This window comes from Streptomyces sp. URMC 124, from assembly GCF_051386455.1.
GTDB lineage: Bacteria > Actinomycetota > Actinomycetes > Streptomycetales > Streptomycetaceae > Streptomyces.
The window spans coordinates 1-12,942 of the sequence record NZ_JBPQTS010000186.1 but is presented as its reverse complement, the minus strand read 5'-3'; the positions used below and the strand labels follow the sequence as shown (position 1 = coordinate 12,942).

16 protein-coding genes are annotated in these 12,942 nt (G+C 70.5%); 11 read left to right on the top strand and 5 right to left on the bottom strand.

Annotation, left to right across the window (positions count from 1 at the left end; all coding sequences use genetic code 11):
* Positions 1-92: 92 nt before the first annotated feature.
* A complete protein-coding gene (locus tag ACSNOG_RS28690; RefSeq protein WP_436755618.1) occupies positions 93-1,166 on the bottom strand; it encodes an adenylate/guanylate cyclase domain-containing protein in 1,074 nt (357 codons plus the stop codon).
* A 99-nt stretch (positions 1,167-1,265) separates the two neighbouring features.
* Positions 1,266-2,132, bottom strand: a complete 867-nt coding sequence (locus tag ACSNOG_RS28685) for a biotin--[acetyl-CoA-carboxylase] ligase (protein ID WP_436755617.1) — start codon at positions 2,130-2,132, stop codon at positions 1,266-1,268.
* A 194-nt stretch (positions 2,133-2,326) separates the two neighbouring features.
* Between ACSNOG_RS28685 and ACSNOG_RS28680 the strand changes: the two genes are divergently transcribed.
* The 6 genes from ACSNOG_RS28680 to ACSNOG_RS28655 all read left to right on the top strand — a co-directional run bounded on the left by ACSNOG_RS28680 (position 2,327) and on the right by ACSNOG_RS28655 (position 8,049).
* Complete coding sequence (locus ACSNOG_RS28680; protein WP_436755616.1) at positions 2,327-3,916, top strand: acyl-CoA carboxylase subunit beta; 1,590 nt, start codon at positions 2,327-2,329, stop codon at positions 3,914-3,916.
* A gap of 19 nt (positions 3,917-3,935) precedes the next feature.
* Complete coding sequence (locus ACSNOG_RS28675) at positions 3,936-4,145, top strand: acyl-CoA carboxylase epsilon subunit (protein WP_436755615.1); 210 nt, start codon at positions 3,936-3,938, stop codon at positions 4,143-4,145.
* Positions 4,146-4,215: 70 nt separating this feature from the next.
* A complete protein-coding gene (locus ACSNOG_RS28670; RefSeq protein ID WP_436755614.1) occupies positions 4,216-5,637 on the top strand; it encodes an eCIS core domain-containing protein in 1,422 nt (473 codons plus the stop codon).
* A 66-nt stretch (positions 5,638-5,703) separates the two neighbouring features.
* Positions 5,704-5,832, top strand: a complete 129-nt coding sequence (mmpB, locus tag ACSNOG_RS28665; RefSeq protein ID WP_256790302.1) for a morphogenic membrane protein MmpB — start codon at positions 5,704-5,706, stop codon at positions 5,830-5,832.
* Between the two features lie 98 nt (positions 5,833-5,930).
* Positions 5,931-7,394: a peptidoglycan D,D-transpeptidase FtsI family protein gene (locus ACSNOG_RS28660; RefSeq protein WP_436755613.1), complete on the top strand. Its 1,464-nt coding sequence runs from the start codon at positions 5,931-5,933 to the stop codon at positions 7,392-7,394.
* 31 nt (positions 7,395-7,425) lie between these two features.
* Complete coding sequence (locus ACSNOG_RS28655; protein ID WP_436755612.1) at positions 7,426-8,049, top strand: Maf family protein; 624 nt, start codon at positions 7,426-7,428, stop codon at positions 8,047-8,049.
* Here ACSNOG_RS28655 and ACSNOG_RS28650 read toward each other — a convergent pair.
* Both ACSNOG_RS28650 and ACSNOG_RS28645 read right to left on the bottom strand, forming a co-directional pair.
* Entirely contained in the window at positions 8,046-8,333 is a 288-nt protein-coding gene (locus ACSNOG_RS28650) for a hypothetical protein (RefSeq protein ID WP_436755611.1), read from the bottom strand. The genes ACSNOG_RS28655 and ACSNOG_RS28650 overlap by 4 nt on opposite strands.
* 16 nt (positions 8,334-8,349) lie before the next feature.
* Positions 8,350-8,799, bottom strand: a complete 450-nt coding sequence (locus ACSNOG_RS28645) for a hypothetical protein (RefSeq protein WP_436755610.1) — start codon at positions 8,797-8,799, stop codon at positions 8,350-8,352.
* Positions 8,800-8,922: 123 nt separating this feature from the next.
* On the opposite strand from ACSNOG_RS28645, the gene ACSNOG_RS28640 reads away from it, so the two are divergent.
* The 4 genes from ACSNOG_RS28640 to ACSNOG_RS28625 all read left to right on the top strand — a co-directional run bounded on the left by ACSNOG_RS28640 (position 8,923) and on the right by ACSNOG_RS28625 (position 11,532).
* On the top strand, positions 8,923-9,756 hold the full coding sequence (locus ACSNOG_RS28640; RefSeq protein WP_436755609.1) for a helix-turn-helix domain-containing protein: 834 nt from the start codon (positions 8,923-8,925) through the stop codon (positions 9,754-9,756).
* The gene (locus tag ACSNOG_RS28635) at positions 9,753-10,070 is read left to right on the top strand and encodes a DUF397 domain-containing protein (protein WP_436755608.1); all 318 of its coding nucleotides are present in this window, start codon (positions 9,753-9,755) and stop codon (positions 10,068-10,070) included. Before ACSNOG_RS28640 ends, ACSNOG_RS28635 begins: the two co-directional genes overlap by 4 nt.
* A 48-nt stretch (positions 10,071-10,118) precedes the next feature.
* Positions 10,119-10,685 carry a DJ-1/PfpI family protein gene (locus ACSNOG_RS28630; protein WP_436755607.1) on the top strand — a complete coding sequence of 189 codons (567 nt, stop codon included), beginning with the start codon at positions 10,119-10,121 and terminating at the stop codon, positions 10,683-10,685.
* A gap of 67 nt (positions 10,686-10,752) precedes the next feature.
* Entirely contained in the window at positions 10,753-11,532 is a 780-nt protein-coding gene (locus ACSNOG_RS28625; protein WP_436755606.1) for an IclR family transcriptional regulator, read from the top strand.
* Here the strand turns inward: ACSNOG_RS28625 and ACSNOG_RS28620 are convergent.
* Positions 11,496-11,936, bottom strand: coding sequence for a hypothetical protein (locus tag ACSNOG_RS28620; protein WP_436755605.1), 441 nt, complete (start codon positions 11,934-11,936; stop codon positions 11,496-11,498). The genes ACSNOG_RS28625 and ACSNOG_RS28620 overlap by 37 nt on opposite strands.
* 470 nt (positions 11,937-12,406) lie before the next feature.
* Here ACSNOG_RS28620 and ACSNOG_RS28615 point away from each other — a divergent pair.
* On the top strand, positions 12,407-12,942 hold a 536-nt coding region (locus tag ACSNOG_RS28615), incomplete at its 3' end, for a biotin carboxylase N-terminal domain-containing protein (RefSeq protein WP_436755604.1).

The following is a 12,942-nucleotide window of genomic DNA, read 5'->3' as shown; positions in this document are numbered from 1 at the left end:
CCCGTAAATATACGGCCCCGGACCCCCACCCCGGAGCCCCCGGACCCGGACCCGGCACCGGCACCGGCACCGGCACCGGCACCGGCGAACCGTCAGCCGCCCCGCCGGCTCAGCAGCCACGGTTCGACCATGCCCAGCCCGCGGACCGGCCGCTGCCACATCGGCTGCAGCGCAAACCGGTACCCCGCGGCCTCCTCACCCTCTCCCACCTCGGCCTCGGACTTCGGCGCGTCCCCGTTCCGGGTGAGCTCCTCCGCCAGCGCCTGGTCCACGAGCACCGCGTCCTTGGGCGCTATCGACGTCAGCCTCGACGCGAGGTTCACCGTCGTCCCGAAGACGTCGCCCATGCGCGTCGTCACCGTCCCGAACGCGATCCCGACCCGCAGCTCGGGCATCGTCTCGTCGTGCGTCATGGTCTCGATGAGCCGCAGCCCGATCTCGGCCGCGGTCCCGGCGTCGTCGGCCGAGTAGAGGACCTCGTCCCCCAGCGTCTTGATCAGCCGCCCCCCGTGCGCGGCGACGAGATCCGCCGCGGTCGTCTCGAAGGCCTCGACGAGCTCGCCGAGCTCTTCCTCCTCCAGACGCCGCGTCAGCCGCGTGAACCCGACGAGGTCGGCGAATCCGACGGCCAGCCGCCGGTCGACCATCTCCGCGTCGTCCTGGGCCTGGACGACCCGCCCGGTGGCGGCGGCCAGCTGCCGCCGCCACACGTAGATGAGGAACTCCTCCAGCTCGGGCAGGAGCAGCTCGACCAGCGGGTACGTGATCTCCGTCCGCGTCATGCCGGGTTCCTGCGGCTCGGTGAGCCCTTCCAGGAAGGAGTCGATCTGCCAGTCGGCCAGGCGCGCGGTGGTCTGCCCGGTGGACCGGGCGACCTGCACGGCCATGGGCTCGCTGAGCAGCCCGGCCTCCACGAGGCCGGCGAGCCGCCGCAGCGCCAGCACGTCGGCCTCGGTCAGGGCCTTGGCCTGCCCGATGTCGGCGAAGCCCATGGCGCGCCAGAAACGGGAGGCGAGGTCCATGGAGACGCCGGCGGCGCGGGCGGCCTGGAAGGGGGTGTAGCGGCGCTCGGCGCCGAGGATCAGCGCTTCGAGGCGAAGCGCGATGGGGTCGCCGCCCTCATCGGGCTCATCGCCGTACTCCTCTTCGACACCGTCGGCGGTCACCGCCCGCCCCCTGTCCGATCCGTGCGCACTGCCCTGCCGACCTGCCGACCACTGCTCGCTTAGGTTCTGGGCACAACGATACGACAGGTGTGCCGTAGCTCACTCTTCTGACGGCGCGGGCCGTACGTGAACGATGTCGCCGGCGCCCACCGGCCGCTGCACCCCCTCGCCCGTGGCGAGCACGAGCCGCCCGTCCCCGTCGACGGCGACGGCCTCGCCGACCAGCTCACGGCCGCCGGGAAGTTCGGCCCGCACGGTGCGCCCCAGCGTGGCGCACCCGGCCGCGTACGCCTCCTGCAGCCGGCTCTGCGCCGGATCGCCCGCCGCGTCGCGCCACCGGCCGTACCACTCCTCCAGCGAACGGAGTACGGCGCGCAGCAGCGGATCGCGGTCCAGTACCTGCGCTCCGGCCAGGGCGAGCGACCCCGCGGTCGGTACGGGCAGCTCGTCGGCCCGCAGGGAGACGTTCAGGCCGATGCCGATGACGACGGCGTCGCCGGTCCGCTCGGCGAGGATCCCGCCGGCCTTGCGCTCCTCACCCCCCACGTTCACCAGCAGGTCGTTGGGCCACTTCAGGGCCGTGTCCACGCCGGCCGCGCGGGACAGCGCGGCCGCCGTGGCGACGCCGGCGAGCAGCGGCAGCCATCCCCACCGCTCGGCGGGGACGCCGGGCCCGGGCCGCAGGAGGACGGAGAAGAAGAGGCCGGAACGCGGCGGCGCCGTCCACGTGCGGTCGAGCCGCCCGCGCCCGGCGGACTGCTCCTCCGCGACGAGGACCGCCCCCTCGGGCCCGCCGGCGGCGACGAGGTCGGTGTTCGTGGAGCCCGTCCGCGCCACGACGTCCACCGAGGTCCACAGCGCGCCGGGCCGCAGCAGCCCGCGCCGCAGGGCGGTGACGTTGAGCGGCGGCCGGTCGAGATCGGACCAGCGGCCGCCGGCGGGGGAAGGGGTCTCAGGAGGCGTCATAAGAGCCACCATAGGAGGGAAGTGGAGGCAAAACGGTGTGGCCAACGACGCACTGCCGCAGCGCACCCGCGCCGATACGCTACGGACCGGTAGCACCGGTTAGCCCACTCAACCCCATCCAGCCTCAGCCAGCCCCAGTCAGCCTCAGTGAGCGCAAGTCAGCCCACCTCTGGACGAGCAGGAGCCGCATCCCGATGTCCGAGCCGGAACACGACATCCACACCACCGCGGGGAAGCTCGCGGATCTGCAACGCCGGATCGAGGAGGCCACGCACGCCGGTTCCGCGCGTGCCGTGGAGAAGCAGCACGCGAAGGGCAAGCTGACCGCCCGCGAGCGCATCGAACTCCTCCTGGACGAGGGTTCCTTCGTGGAGCTGGACGAGTTCGCCCGGCACCGCTCGACGAACTTCGGCATCGAGAAGAACCGCCCCTACGGCGACGGCGTCGTCACCGGCTACGGCACGGTCGACGGCCGCACGGTCTGCGTCTACTCCCAGGACTTCACGGTCTTCGGCGGCTCGCTCGGCGAGGTCTACGGCGAGAAGATCGGCAAGGCCATGGACTTCGCGCTGAAGACCGGCTGCCCGATCGTCGGCATCAACGACGGCGGCGGGGCCCGCATCCAGGAGGGCGTGGTCGCCCTCGGCCTCTTCGGCGAGATCTTCCGCCGCAACGTGCACGCCTCGGGCGTCGTCCCGCAGATCTCCCTGATCGTCGGCCCGTGCGCGGGCGGCGCGGTCTACTCCCCGGCGATCACCGACTTCACGGTGATGGTCGACCAGACCTCGCACATGTTCATCACCGGCCCGGACGTCATCAAGACCGTCACCGGCGAGGACGTCGGCTTCGAGGAGCTCGGCGGCGCGCGCACCCACAACACCACCTCGGGCGTGGCGCACCACATGGCCGGGGACGAGAAGGACGCCATCGAGTACGTCAAGGCGATCCTGTCCTACCTCCCCTCGAACAACCTCTCCGAGCCGCCGGCCTTCCCCGAGGAGGCCGACCTGGAGGTCTCGGCCGCCGACAGCGAGCTCGACGCCCTCATCCCGGACTCGGCCAACCAGCCGTACGACATGCACACGGTCATCGAGCACGTGCTGGACGACGGCGAGTTCCTGGAGACCCAGGCCCTGTTCGCGCCGAACATCATCACGGGCTTCGGGCGCGTGGAGGGCCACCCCGTCGGCATCGTCGCCAACCAGCCCCTGCAGTTCGCCGGCTGCCTCGACATCAACGCCAGCGAGAAGGCCGCCCGCTTCGTGCGCACGTGCGACGCCTTCAACGTGCCGGTGCTGACCTTCGTGGACGTGCCGGGCTTCCTGCCGGGCACGGACCAGGAGTACAACGGCATCATCCGCCGCGGCGCCAAGCTGATCTACGCGTACGCCGAGGCGACCGTCCCGCTGATCACGGTGATCACGCGCAAGGCGTTCGGCGGCGCGTACGACGTCATGGGCTCCAAGCACCTCGGCGCCGACCTCAACCTGGCCTGGCCCACGGCGCAGATCGCCGTCATGGGCGCGCAGGGCGCGGTCAACATCCTGCACCGCCGCACGATCGCCGCCGCGGAGACTCCGCAGGAGCAGGAGGAGCTGCGGGCGAAGCTGATCGCGGACTACGAGGACGCGCTCCTCAACCCGTACGCGGCCGCCGAGCGCGGCTACGTCGACGCGGTGATCATGCCGCACGAGACGCGCAAGCACATCGTCCGCGGCCTGCGGGCGCTGCGCGACAAGCGCGAGGCGCTGCCGCCGAAGAAGCACGGCAACATCCCCCTCTAGGTTCTCCAGGAGGCCTTCGGTGATCAAGGTAGTCCGGGGCAACCCGACCCCCGAGGAGCTCGCCGCCGCCCTGGCGGTGGTCCAGGCCCGCGCGGCGGCGCGCAACGCCGCCGCGCCCGAGGCGGGCGAGACCCGCCCGGAGTGGTCGGCCCCGGCCCGCCGCCTGGCCGTGAGCCGCATGCGGGCGGCGGGCCCGCGGGCCTGGCGCACGACGTACTGGCCGGCGTAACGCGCAACGAGCACGGAGAGGGAGCGGGCCGCGGTCGCGGCCCGCTCCCCGCACGCGCACACTCGGTGGTATGGGCGGAAAGGAACCCCTCTCCCGCACACCGGACGCGCCCCTGCGGCACACCGCCCCCGGCCCGGAGCGCACCCGCGCCGCCCTCCCCCGCTCGCCCGGCGTTCCCCTGGACCATGCGACGCGGCAGGCCATGTCCGCCCGCTTCTCGTACGACTTCAGCCGCGTCCGCACGCACAGCGACGACCGGGCGGCCGACCTGGCCGCCGGCCTGCACGCCAGGGCGTACACGGTCGGCCACGACGTGGTCTTCGGCCGCGGCATGTACGCACCGCACACCGCACCCGGCCGGGCACTGCTCGCCCACGAGCTCGGACACGTCGTCCAGCAGTCGGCGGCGGGGGTGACCGCCGTCCAACGCAGCGACGTGGCGGCGCCCGCGCCGACCGCGGCGGCGCAGCCCGCGGACCCGGAGGAGGCACTGGGGCGGCGGCTGGTCAAGGAGTTCCCGAACGGGGTGGCGCTGGCGTTCTACGCGCCGATGCCGTTCGACAAGGAGGAAGCGCGTACTGCAGCTCGAACGTGGGCCAAGCGGGAGAACGCACTGGCGGTCACCGGCAAGAAGGTCACCGCCGCGACCGTCGCGTTCGGTGAGGCGATGGCGGACGAGGAGCACCCGCTGACCCCCACGGTGCAAGCGATCGGCTCCCTCCTGAACGCCGCTGTCGCCAAGGCCCCGCCGGACCCCGCCGTGCCGCCCGGGGTGGGCCCGGCCACGGTGCGCACCCTTGCGCTGTTCGCGCACGGCACTCCCAGGTTCTGCGGCGTCGGCGACATCACCCCCACCAATGCCGCGTCGGTCATCAAGGGGATCGCTCCCTCGCTCGCGCCCAACGTCACTGTCGTCTTCTTCACCTGCAACGCAGGCCGTGCTCCCGAGGAGAAGGAGGAATGGGAGAAACAGAGCATGCGACCGGGCGGGAAGGGCTCCCTGGCGTCCGTGACCCGCGACGCGCTCATCGCCGAAGGCAAGGGCGGCTCGGTGTGGGGGCACTCGATGGGTGGGCACGTCGCCGCCGGCAATCCCGCGCTGCGGGAATTCGGCACGGACACGGGCAAGGGCAGCGAGGGAGCGTCCTTCATCACGCGGTACGTCTTCACGGCGATGGACAAGACCAGCACGGTGAACGAGCTGCTCTCCGCGGTCTCCGCGCAGGGGTACGAGCTCGGCCCCGGCGCAACCGTCACCGCCGGTGCCGTGGCGGAGAGCCGGATGTACTACGGCTACGCCGAGGCGAGCGGGAAGCTGACCTACGACAAGAGCAAGCTCGCGGAGGCGGCCCCCACGCACCCCGTCGAGGTCGGCAAGATGATCAAGGACTACTGGACGACGACGTACTGGCCCGCCAACAAGGACAAGGCGACCGGCCGGCTGCTCGCGCTGCTGACCGCTTCCGGCCAGGCGACGAAGCGCAAGCAATAGTGCAACCCGGCGATTGAGTACGCGTACTCAGGCGCTCCGCGCTCCCCCGGCGGCACCATGGGGGCAATGCTGTGGTCGGACCCTTCGAACGAACCCCCCGAGGAGCTGCGCGAAGCGCAGGCGATGCTCCGCCGGGCCGGTCTCGTGCTCGCGATCGGCATGGTGATCGCCTTCGTCATCCTCGGCATGGGCTGAGCCACAGGGAACCCACAGTTACAGGCCCTCTGCAACCAAATCCTCCCCACCCGCATCATGGCTAGTGAAATGCCGCGAACCGGGGAGTGCGTCCCACCATGAACAAGCCCGTGCGCCACATATCCGTCTTCGTCGGAGTGCTGGTCCTGGCCCTGCTGCTGCAGGTGACCTGGCTCCAGTTCGTCCGCGGCGACGAGCTGTCCCATCACAAGGACAACAAGCGGGTGAAGATCGCCTCCTTCGCCCAGCCCCGCGGCAACATCATCGTCGGCGGCCAGCCGATCACCGGCTCCACCGAGACCACGGGCGACTACAAGTACAAGCGCACGTTCAAGGACGGCGAGATGTACGCCCCGGTCACCGGCTACTCCTCGCAGCTCTACGGCAGCAGCCAGCTCGAATTCGTCAACAACAAGCTGCTCAGCGGCACCGACGACAAGCTGTTCCTGCAGCGCACCACCGACATGCTCACCGGCAAGCAGCCCCACGGCGGCGACGTGGTGACGACCATCGACCCCAAGGCGCAGAAGGCCGCCTTCGAGGGCCTCGGCAAGTACAAGGGCGCGGTCGTCGCCCTCGACCCCCGCACGGGCAAGATCCTCGCCCTGGCCTCCACCCCCTCCTACGACCCCTCGGTCTTCTCGGGCAACACGCTCAAGGACCAGGAGGCGTACAAGAAGCTGGAGGCGGACAAGGACAAGCCGCTGGTCAACCGGGCGATCAAGGAGCGCTACCCCCCGGGCTCCACCTTCAAGATCCTCACCGCGGCCGCCGCCCTCGAACACGGCATCGTCACCGACATCAACGCCAAGGGCAGCGCCCCCGTCCCGTACCCGCTGCCGCTGAGCACCAGCAAGGTCCGCAACGACGTCCAGACCGAGGAGTGCGTCAACGGCTCGCTCAAGGCCGGCCTCCAGTGGTCCTGCAACAACGTCTTCCTCGACCTGGCCGACAAGCTGGGCAAGGACAAGATGCGCGAGACCGCCGAGAAGTTCGGCTTCAACAACAAGGAGATCTTCATCCCCAACGGCACCGTCGAGAGCATCTACCCCAAGAACCTCGACCGGCCGCAGACCGCCCTCACCGGCATGGGCCAGGGCAGCCTCGACAGCACCCCGCTGCAGATCGCGATGATGACCGCCGCCCTCGCCAACGACGGCAAGCTCATGAAGCCCTACCTCGTCGAAGAGCTGCGCGACCCCAACCTCAACACACTGGAAAAGCACAAGCCCGAGGTCATGTCCCAGGCCGTCTCCGCCGACACGGCGAAGAAGGTCCAGCAGATGATGGAGAACACCGCCCAGAACGGCACCGGCAAGAAGGCCCTCATCGACGGCGTCACCGTCGGTGCCAAGACCGGCACCGCCCAGCACGGCGTCAACAACGAGAAGCTCCCCTACGCCTGGTTCGTCTCCTACGCCAAGCAGGCCGACGGCTCCCCCGTCGCGGTCGCCGTCTTCATCGACCCCGAGGGCTCCGGCATCGACCGCGACGAGATCTCCGGCGGCGGCCTCGCGGGCCCCATCGCCAAGAAGGTCATGCAGGCCGTGATCAAGAAGTAGCGACCGGAACGGGGGCCGGAGGTTGTCTACGATGGCGGGCATGACCCCTCAGCGCCGCCTCGTCCTCGCCTCCCAGTCCCCCGCCCGCCTCGGCCTGCTCAAGGCCGCCGGGCTGCGGCCCGAGGTGATCGTCAGCGGTGTCGACGAGGACGCCCTCACCGCCCCGACCCCCGCCGAGCTGGCCCGCGTCCTCGCCGAGGCCAAGGCCGACGCGGTCGCCGCCCGCCCCGAGGCGGCCGGGGCACTGGTCATCGGCTGCGACTCCGTCCTGGAACTGGACGGACAGGCCCTGGGCAAGCCCGACGACGCCGAGGACGCCACCGCCCGCTGGAAGTCGATGCGCGGCCGGTCCGGGATCCTCCGGACCGGCCACTGCATCATCGACACGGCCACGGGCCGCCGGGTGTCGGCGACCGCCTCCACGACCGTGCGATTCGGAGAGCCCACCGACGCCGAGATCGCCGCCTACGTCGCGACCCGGGAGCCGCTGTACGTCGCGGGCGCCTTCACCCTCGACGGCCGCTCCGCCCCCTTCATCGAGGGCATCGACGGCGACCACGGCAACGTCATCGGCCTCTCCCTCCCCCTGCTCCGCAAGCTCCTCGCCGAGCTGGGGATGTCGATCACCGAACTCTGGTCCGACGCGATCGCCTAGAGCGGCAGCAGCCCGGTGACCGGCGCCAGGACACCGAGGACCGGGTCGAGGGCCTGAGTGGCCTGCCCCAGCTGGTTCAACTGGTTGAGCTGATCGAGCTTGCCGAGCTGGTTCGTGGCCCCGGGGTAGATGCTGGTCGGCGGCTGCTCCCCGGGAGCCGGCGCCATGACGTTTCCGGCGTTCGACACCGGCGGCTGCGGCATGGGGGCGGCCGAAGCGGCGGTGGCGGTCAGGGCGAAAGCGGCGCCGGTGAGAGCGGCGGCGGCAACAATGCGCTTCATCATGACCGCCCCAACGAGGTCACGGCCCCTCGGTCACCATTCCTTCCGCCACTCGGGGGGCGCACCCCAGAAATGCACGGGCCGTACTCAGCAGCAGAAGCGTGTGCACGAGCCGCCCGTCGGGAGTGGGCACGCAGTACCACGAGAGCGGCCACGTGCCGCCGTTGACCGCCGGAATCGGCACGTAGTCGGCTGCGCCGGCTTCCCCGGTGAGGCGCTCGGCGCCTTTCGGCCAGGCGCGGCGGGCGGTACTTCCGGGTTCGACCAGGAAGTACATCGCGCGGCGGCCGTTCGCTTCCGCGATGATCGGACCGGGGCGGCCACGGGTGAGCATGGTCAGGGCGTTGGCCAGACGGCGGCCGTCGTTGCCGTGGACACGGACGGCGTCGAAGTGGACGCCGGCCTTTCGGAGTTGGTGACCGGTGGCGGGGAGCCAGTCGATTTCGGCCAGCCGGGCTTGCTGATTCATGTGACGAGCATCACCGACGGCCGCTAGGTTTTCCATCACGGAGCGTGGACTGTTGTTAACCGTGCGCTGCAGTCGAACGTTCCTTGACGACAGTTGAGGCGAGTGGAAGCCGGGGGCCGGAAAATGGCGAGCCAGGAGAACAAGGACCGGGCGTCAACGGCGTCGCAACTCACGTCCGACATCGTGCGGTTGCTGCGCAAGCTTGCGGGCATGACGCAGGAAGAGCTGGCCCAGCAGATCGGCTACACCGGGTCGGCGGTCAGCGCCTTGGAGACGGGCGCGCAGCCCGCGAACGAGAAGATGCTGGATCGCCTGGAGGGAGCGATCGGCTGCGGGATGGGCATCTTCACGGCGGCGAAGAAGTACGTACGGCTGGACAAGTACCCGACCTATTTCAAAGACTTCGCCCGCTTGGAACAGGCGGCACTGACGCTCTGCACGTACGAGACGTTCTTGGTCGACGGCCTCTTTCAGACCGCAGAGTACGCACGCGCACTCATCGGTGGCGGCTACCCGCCCCTACCGGACCACCTGGTCGAGGAACTGGTCGAAGCCCGAATGGCACGCAAGGCGGTCTTTGACCGCGAGCCGACGGCGCTGATCGAGATGGTCCTGGAGGAGTCCGTGCTGCGCCGTCCGTTCGGCAGCTGGGACATCCTCCGTGGACAGCTGAGGCACCTCCTTGACGTCTCGGAGCGTCCCAACGTGAGCATCCAAGTGCTACCCATGGACCGCGGCCTGCGAGGTCGAAACGCTGGAGCTCGCGGCCCGATGAAACTAGTGCAGACTCCGGAGCATCGCATGATGGTCTATTTGGAAGTACAGGACACGAGCAACCTGATCAGCGAACCAGCTGACGTGACACAGCACTTCCACCGCTACACGAAGATCCGCGAGCAGGCCCTCGGCCGTGACGATTCAATGGCTCTCATCGAGCGAGTGATGGGAGAGCTGTGAACGCGCCCTTGAATTGGCGGAAGTCCACGTACAGCAGCGACGGCGGCGGCAACTGCCTAGAAGTGGCCCTCGGCTGGCATAAGTCCACTCACAGCAGCGACGCGGGCGGCAACTGCGTCGAAGTGGGCGCCGCCTGGCACAAGTCCAGCTACAGCGACCCCGGCGGCGGCGACTGCGTAGAAGTGGGCAGACGTCCCGACCGCTCACCCGTGCACATACGGGACTCCAAGAACCCCACCGGCCCCAGCCTGACCCTGAACCGTTCCGCCTGGGCAAGTTTCCTCGGACATGTCAAAGCGCATATTCCGGTGTAGGCCGGAAGCCATCCGGCGACGACTCCACCCCCGAGGAGCCAGCGACCCATGCCGAGGATCCTGATCACCACCGGTGACGCCGCCGAGGACCTGGAGGTCCTCTACCCCTACCAGCGCCTGCTGGAGGAGGGCTACGAGGTGGACATCGCCGCGCCCACCGTGAAGCAGCTCCAGTTCGTCGTGCACGACTTCGTCGCGAGCTTCGACACGTACACGGAGAAGCTCGGTCACAGCTGGCCCGCGGACGTCGCGCTGGCGAACGTGAATCCGTCGGACTACGCCGCGGTCGTCATCCCGGGCGGCCGCGCGCCGGAGTTCCTGCGGCTGGATCCGGACTTCCAGCGGATCATCAAGGCGTTCTTCGCGCAGAACAAGCCCATCGCGCACATCTGCCACGCCGTGATCGCCCTGACGCCGCTGGGCGTCCTCAAGGGCCGCCGCACCGCCGCCTGGCCGGCCTGTGCGCCGGACGTGCAGCTGGCGGGCGGGACGTTCGTGGACGCGGAGGCCGTGGTCGACGGGAACATGGTGTCGGCGCGGGCGTGGAACGACCAGCCCGCGTGGATGAGGGCGTTCGTGGAGCTGCTCCGCGAAAAGGCGCCGGTCAAGAGCTGACGGCGGCCTGTGCGAGGCTGGGAGGTCCGCCGTCACCGCCCCGCCCCGCGAAGGGAACCCGTACCGCATGTCCCAGTCCGTGGACCGCGCCCTCGACGTACTGGACGCCGTCGCCGCCGCACCGGGTCCGGTGACGGCGAAGGCGCTGGCCAGAAACCTCCGCTGCGGCCTGTCCACGGTGTACGAGATCCTCGGCACGCTCACCGCCCGCGGGCATCTGGTCCGTACCGCGGGCGGCTACACCCTCGGGTACCGCGTGCCCGTCCTGCACCAGGCGTTTCAGCGCCACATGCAGCTGGACGACGCCGTGCACGCCCTCCTCCTCGCGGCGCGGCGGCAGGCGGAGGCGGACACGTACTTCAGCACGTACCGCGACGGGGACATCGCCGTGCTCGCGGGGAACGCGGCCGACCCGGCGACGGGCGGTTTCGGCGTGGGCCGGGATCTCGACGGGCACGCGACCGCCCACGGCAAGGTGCTGCTCGCGACGCTGCCGCGGGCCGCGCGTATGCGCTACCTGACGGGGACGGGGATGCGGGCCATCACGCCGCAGACGATCACGTCGCCGGAGCGTCTGGACGCGGAGCTGCGGCGCGTGCGGCGGGAGGGAGTCGCCGTGGAGGTCGAGGAGTGCGCGCCGGGAGTGGCGTGCGTGGCGGTGCCCGTACCGGTCATACCGGGGAGCCGCGGCAGCAAGGCGGCGGCCGCCGTCTCCGCGGCCGTGCCGCTGGAGGACTTCCACCGCCGCAAGCGGCAGCTGACGGAGACGCTGCGCCACGTCGCGGCGGAGGCGGCGAAGTTGGCCGCGCGTCAGCGCGAGGGCGGGGCGGCGGCTTCCGCCGGCTGAGCCCAGCGCTCGGGGTCGTAGGCCATCAGGGTCCAGACGATCAGGGCGAGGACGGCCATGACGGCCGCGAACGCGCCCCAGCCGACGAGGCCGACGCAGATGGCGCCCAGCAGGCCGTGGACGACGCCGCAGGCGATGAGCAGGATCCTTCCCGCTGTCCGGGGCGGGCGGTCGCCCAGGGCGGCGCGGAGGGAAACGGCGGCGCACAGGAACAGGTAGAGGGCGAAGAGGCCGCCGGCGATCCAGGCGGCGAGGGCCATGAGGCCGGGGTCGCTGCCGGCGAGGGACATGTGCTGGCGGCGGACGACGACGCCGAGGATCCAGTTGATCAGGGCGATGCCGAGGCCCTCCAGGACGAGGGCGAGCGCGGCGAGGCCAGCGACCGGTCTGCGGAATCGGCTCATCGGCCACCCCCTCGCCCGCCCCTCCACGGGCGATTGCCGCGAGTTACTGCGGGTACGTACGTCTGGAAGGACGCTACCCACGGGTAGAACCATGAGCAAGGGGTCGGTACGAGGTCGCGCCCGGCATCCATGCGCGGATCCCCGCTCGGAGCCGTATCCGACCCCTTCGGGGCCCGAGCCCGGCCGAACGGCCCCCGGGCCGGTTCCCGCATCCGCAAACTTTGGGCCACCCGTTCGTAGGGACTCGACAAAGAAAGCTCTTACCCGCCCGGCGGCACGCATCGAGAGCTCCGCCACATGCAAGGGTCGACGGAGACCCTCGCACCCGGCGTACCGTGGGAGAACTGGGGACTTTGGCGCGCACACGGCCTCCGGTTCACGCTCCGTGTGGGCAAGCTCACCTCGGGAGTCGGCTCGGCACAGAGTGTCGCCAGTACCTAAACTCACCTTGTTTCAAGGAGGGAGCCATCGTGCGCAAGGTGCTCATCGCCAACCGTGGCGAAATCGCTGTCCGCGTTGCTCGCGCGTGCCGGGATGCCGGGATTGCCAGTGTGGCGGTCTACGCGGATCCGGACCGGGACGCGCTGCATGTCCGCGCTGCTGATGAGGCGTATGCGCTGGGCGGTGACACCCCGGCGACGAGCTACCTCGATGTGGCCAAGGTGCTTGCCGCGGCCGCCGAGTCGGGAGCGGATGCCATTCACCCGGGGTACGGGTTCCTTTCGGAGAACGCCGAGTTCGCTCAGGCGGTCCTGGATGCGGGGCTGACCTGGATCGGTCCGCCGCCGCAGGCGATCCGGGACCTGGGGGACAAGGTGGCGGCCCGTCACATCGCCCAGCGCGCCGGTGCGCCGCTGGTGGCCGGCACCCCCGACCCCGTTGCGGGGGCGGAAGAGGTCGTGGCGTTCGCCCGCGAGCACGGGCTGCCCATCGCGATCAAGGCCGCTTTCGGTGGCGGCGGGCGTGGCCTGAAGGTCGCCCGCACCCTCGAAGAGGTCCCCGAGCT

What these genes read in the sequence shown, in the direction of transcription:
- ACSNOG_RS28625 (WP_436755606.1), top strand. Translation starts at nt 10,753, where the DNA reads ATGTCCCAGTCCGTGGACCGCGCCCTCGACGTACTGGACGCCGTCGCC.
- ACSNOG_RS28620 (WP_436755605.1), bottom strand. Translation starts at nt 11,936, where the DNA reads ATGAGCCGATTCCGCAGACCGGTCGCTGGCCTCGCCGCGCTCGCCCTC.
- ACSNOG_RS28650 (WP_436755611.1), bottom strand. Translation starts at nt 8,333, where the DNA reads ATGATGAAGCGCATTGTTGCCGCCGCCGCTCTCACCGGCGCCGCTTTC.
- ACSNOG_RS28655 (WP_436755612.1), top strand. Translation starts at nt 7,426, where the DNA reads ATGGCGGGCATGACCCCTCAGCGCCGCCTCGTCCTCGCCTCCCAGTCC.
- ACSNOG_RS28685 (WP_436755617.1), bottom strand. Translation starts at nt 2,132, where the DNA reads ATGACGCCTCCTGAGACCCCTTCCCCCGCCGGCGGCCGCTGGTCCGAT.
- ACSNOG_RS28630 (WP_436755607.1), top strand. Translation starts at nt 10,119, where the DNA reads ATGCCGAGGATCCTGATCACCACCGGTGACGCCGCCGAGGACCTGGAG.
- ACSNOG_RS28640 (WP_436755609.1), top strand. Translation starts at nt 8,923, where the DNA reads ATGGCGAGCCAGGAGAACAAGGACCGGGCGTCAACGGCGTCGCAACTC.
- ACSNOG_RS28670 (WP_436755614.1), top strand. Translation starts at nt 4,216, where the DNA reads ATGGGCGGAAAGGAACCCCTCTCCCGCACACCGGACGCGCCCCTGCGG.
- ACSNOG_RS28660 (WP_436755613.1), top strand. Translation starts at nt 5,931, where the DNA reads ATGAACAAGCCCGTGCGCCACATATCCGTCTTCGTCGGAGTGCTGGTC.
- ACSNOG_RS28680 (WP_436755616.1), top strand. Translation starts at nt 2,327, where the DNA reads ATGTCCGAGCCGGAACACGACATCCACACCACCGCGGGGAAGCTCGCG.
- mmpB (WP_256790302.1), top strand. Translation starts at nt 5,704, where the DNA reads ATGCTGTGGTCGGACCCTTCGAACGAACCCCCCGAGGAGCTGCGCGAA.
- ACSNOG_RS28645 (WP_436755610.1), bottom strand. Translation starts at nt 8,799, where the DNA reads ATGAATCAGCAAGCCCGGCTGGCCGAAATCGACTGGCTCCCCGCCACC.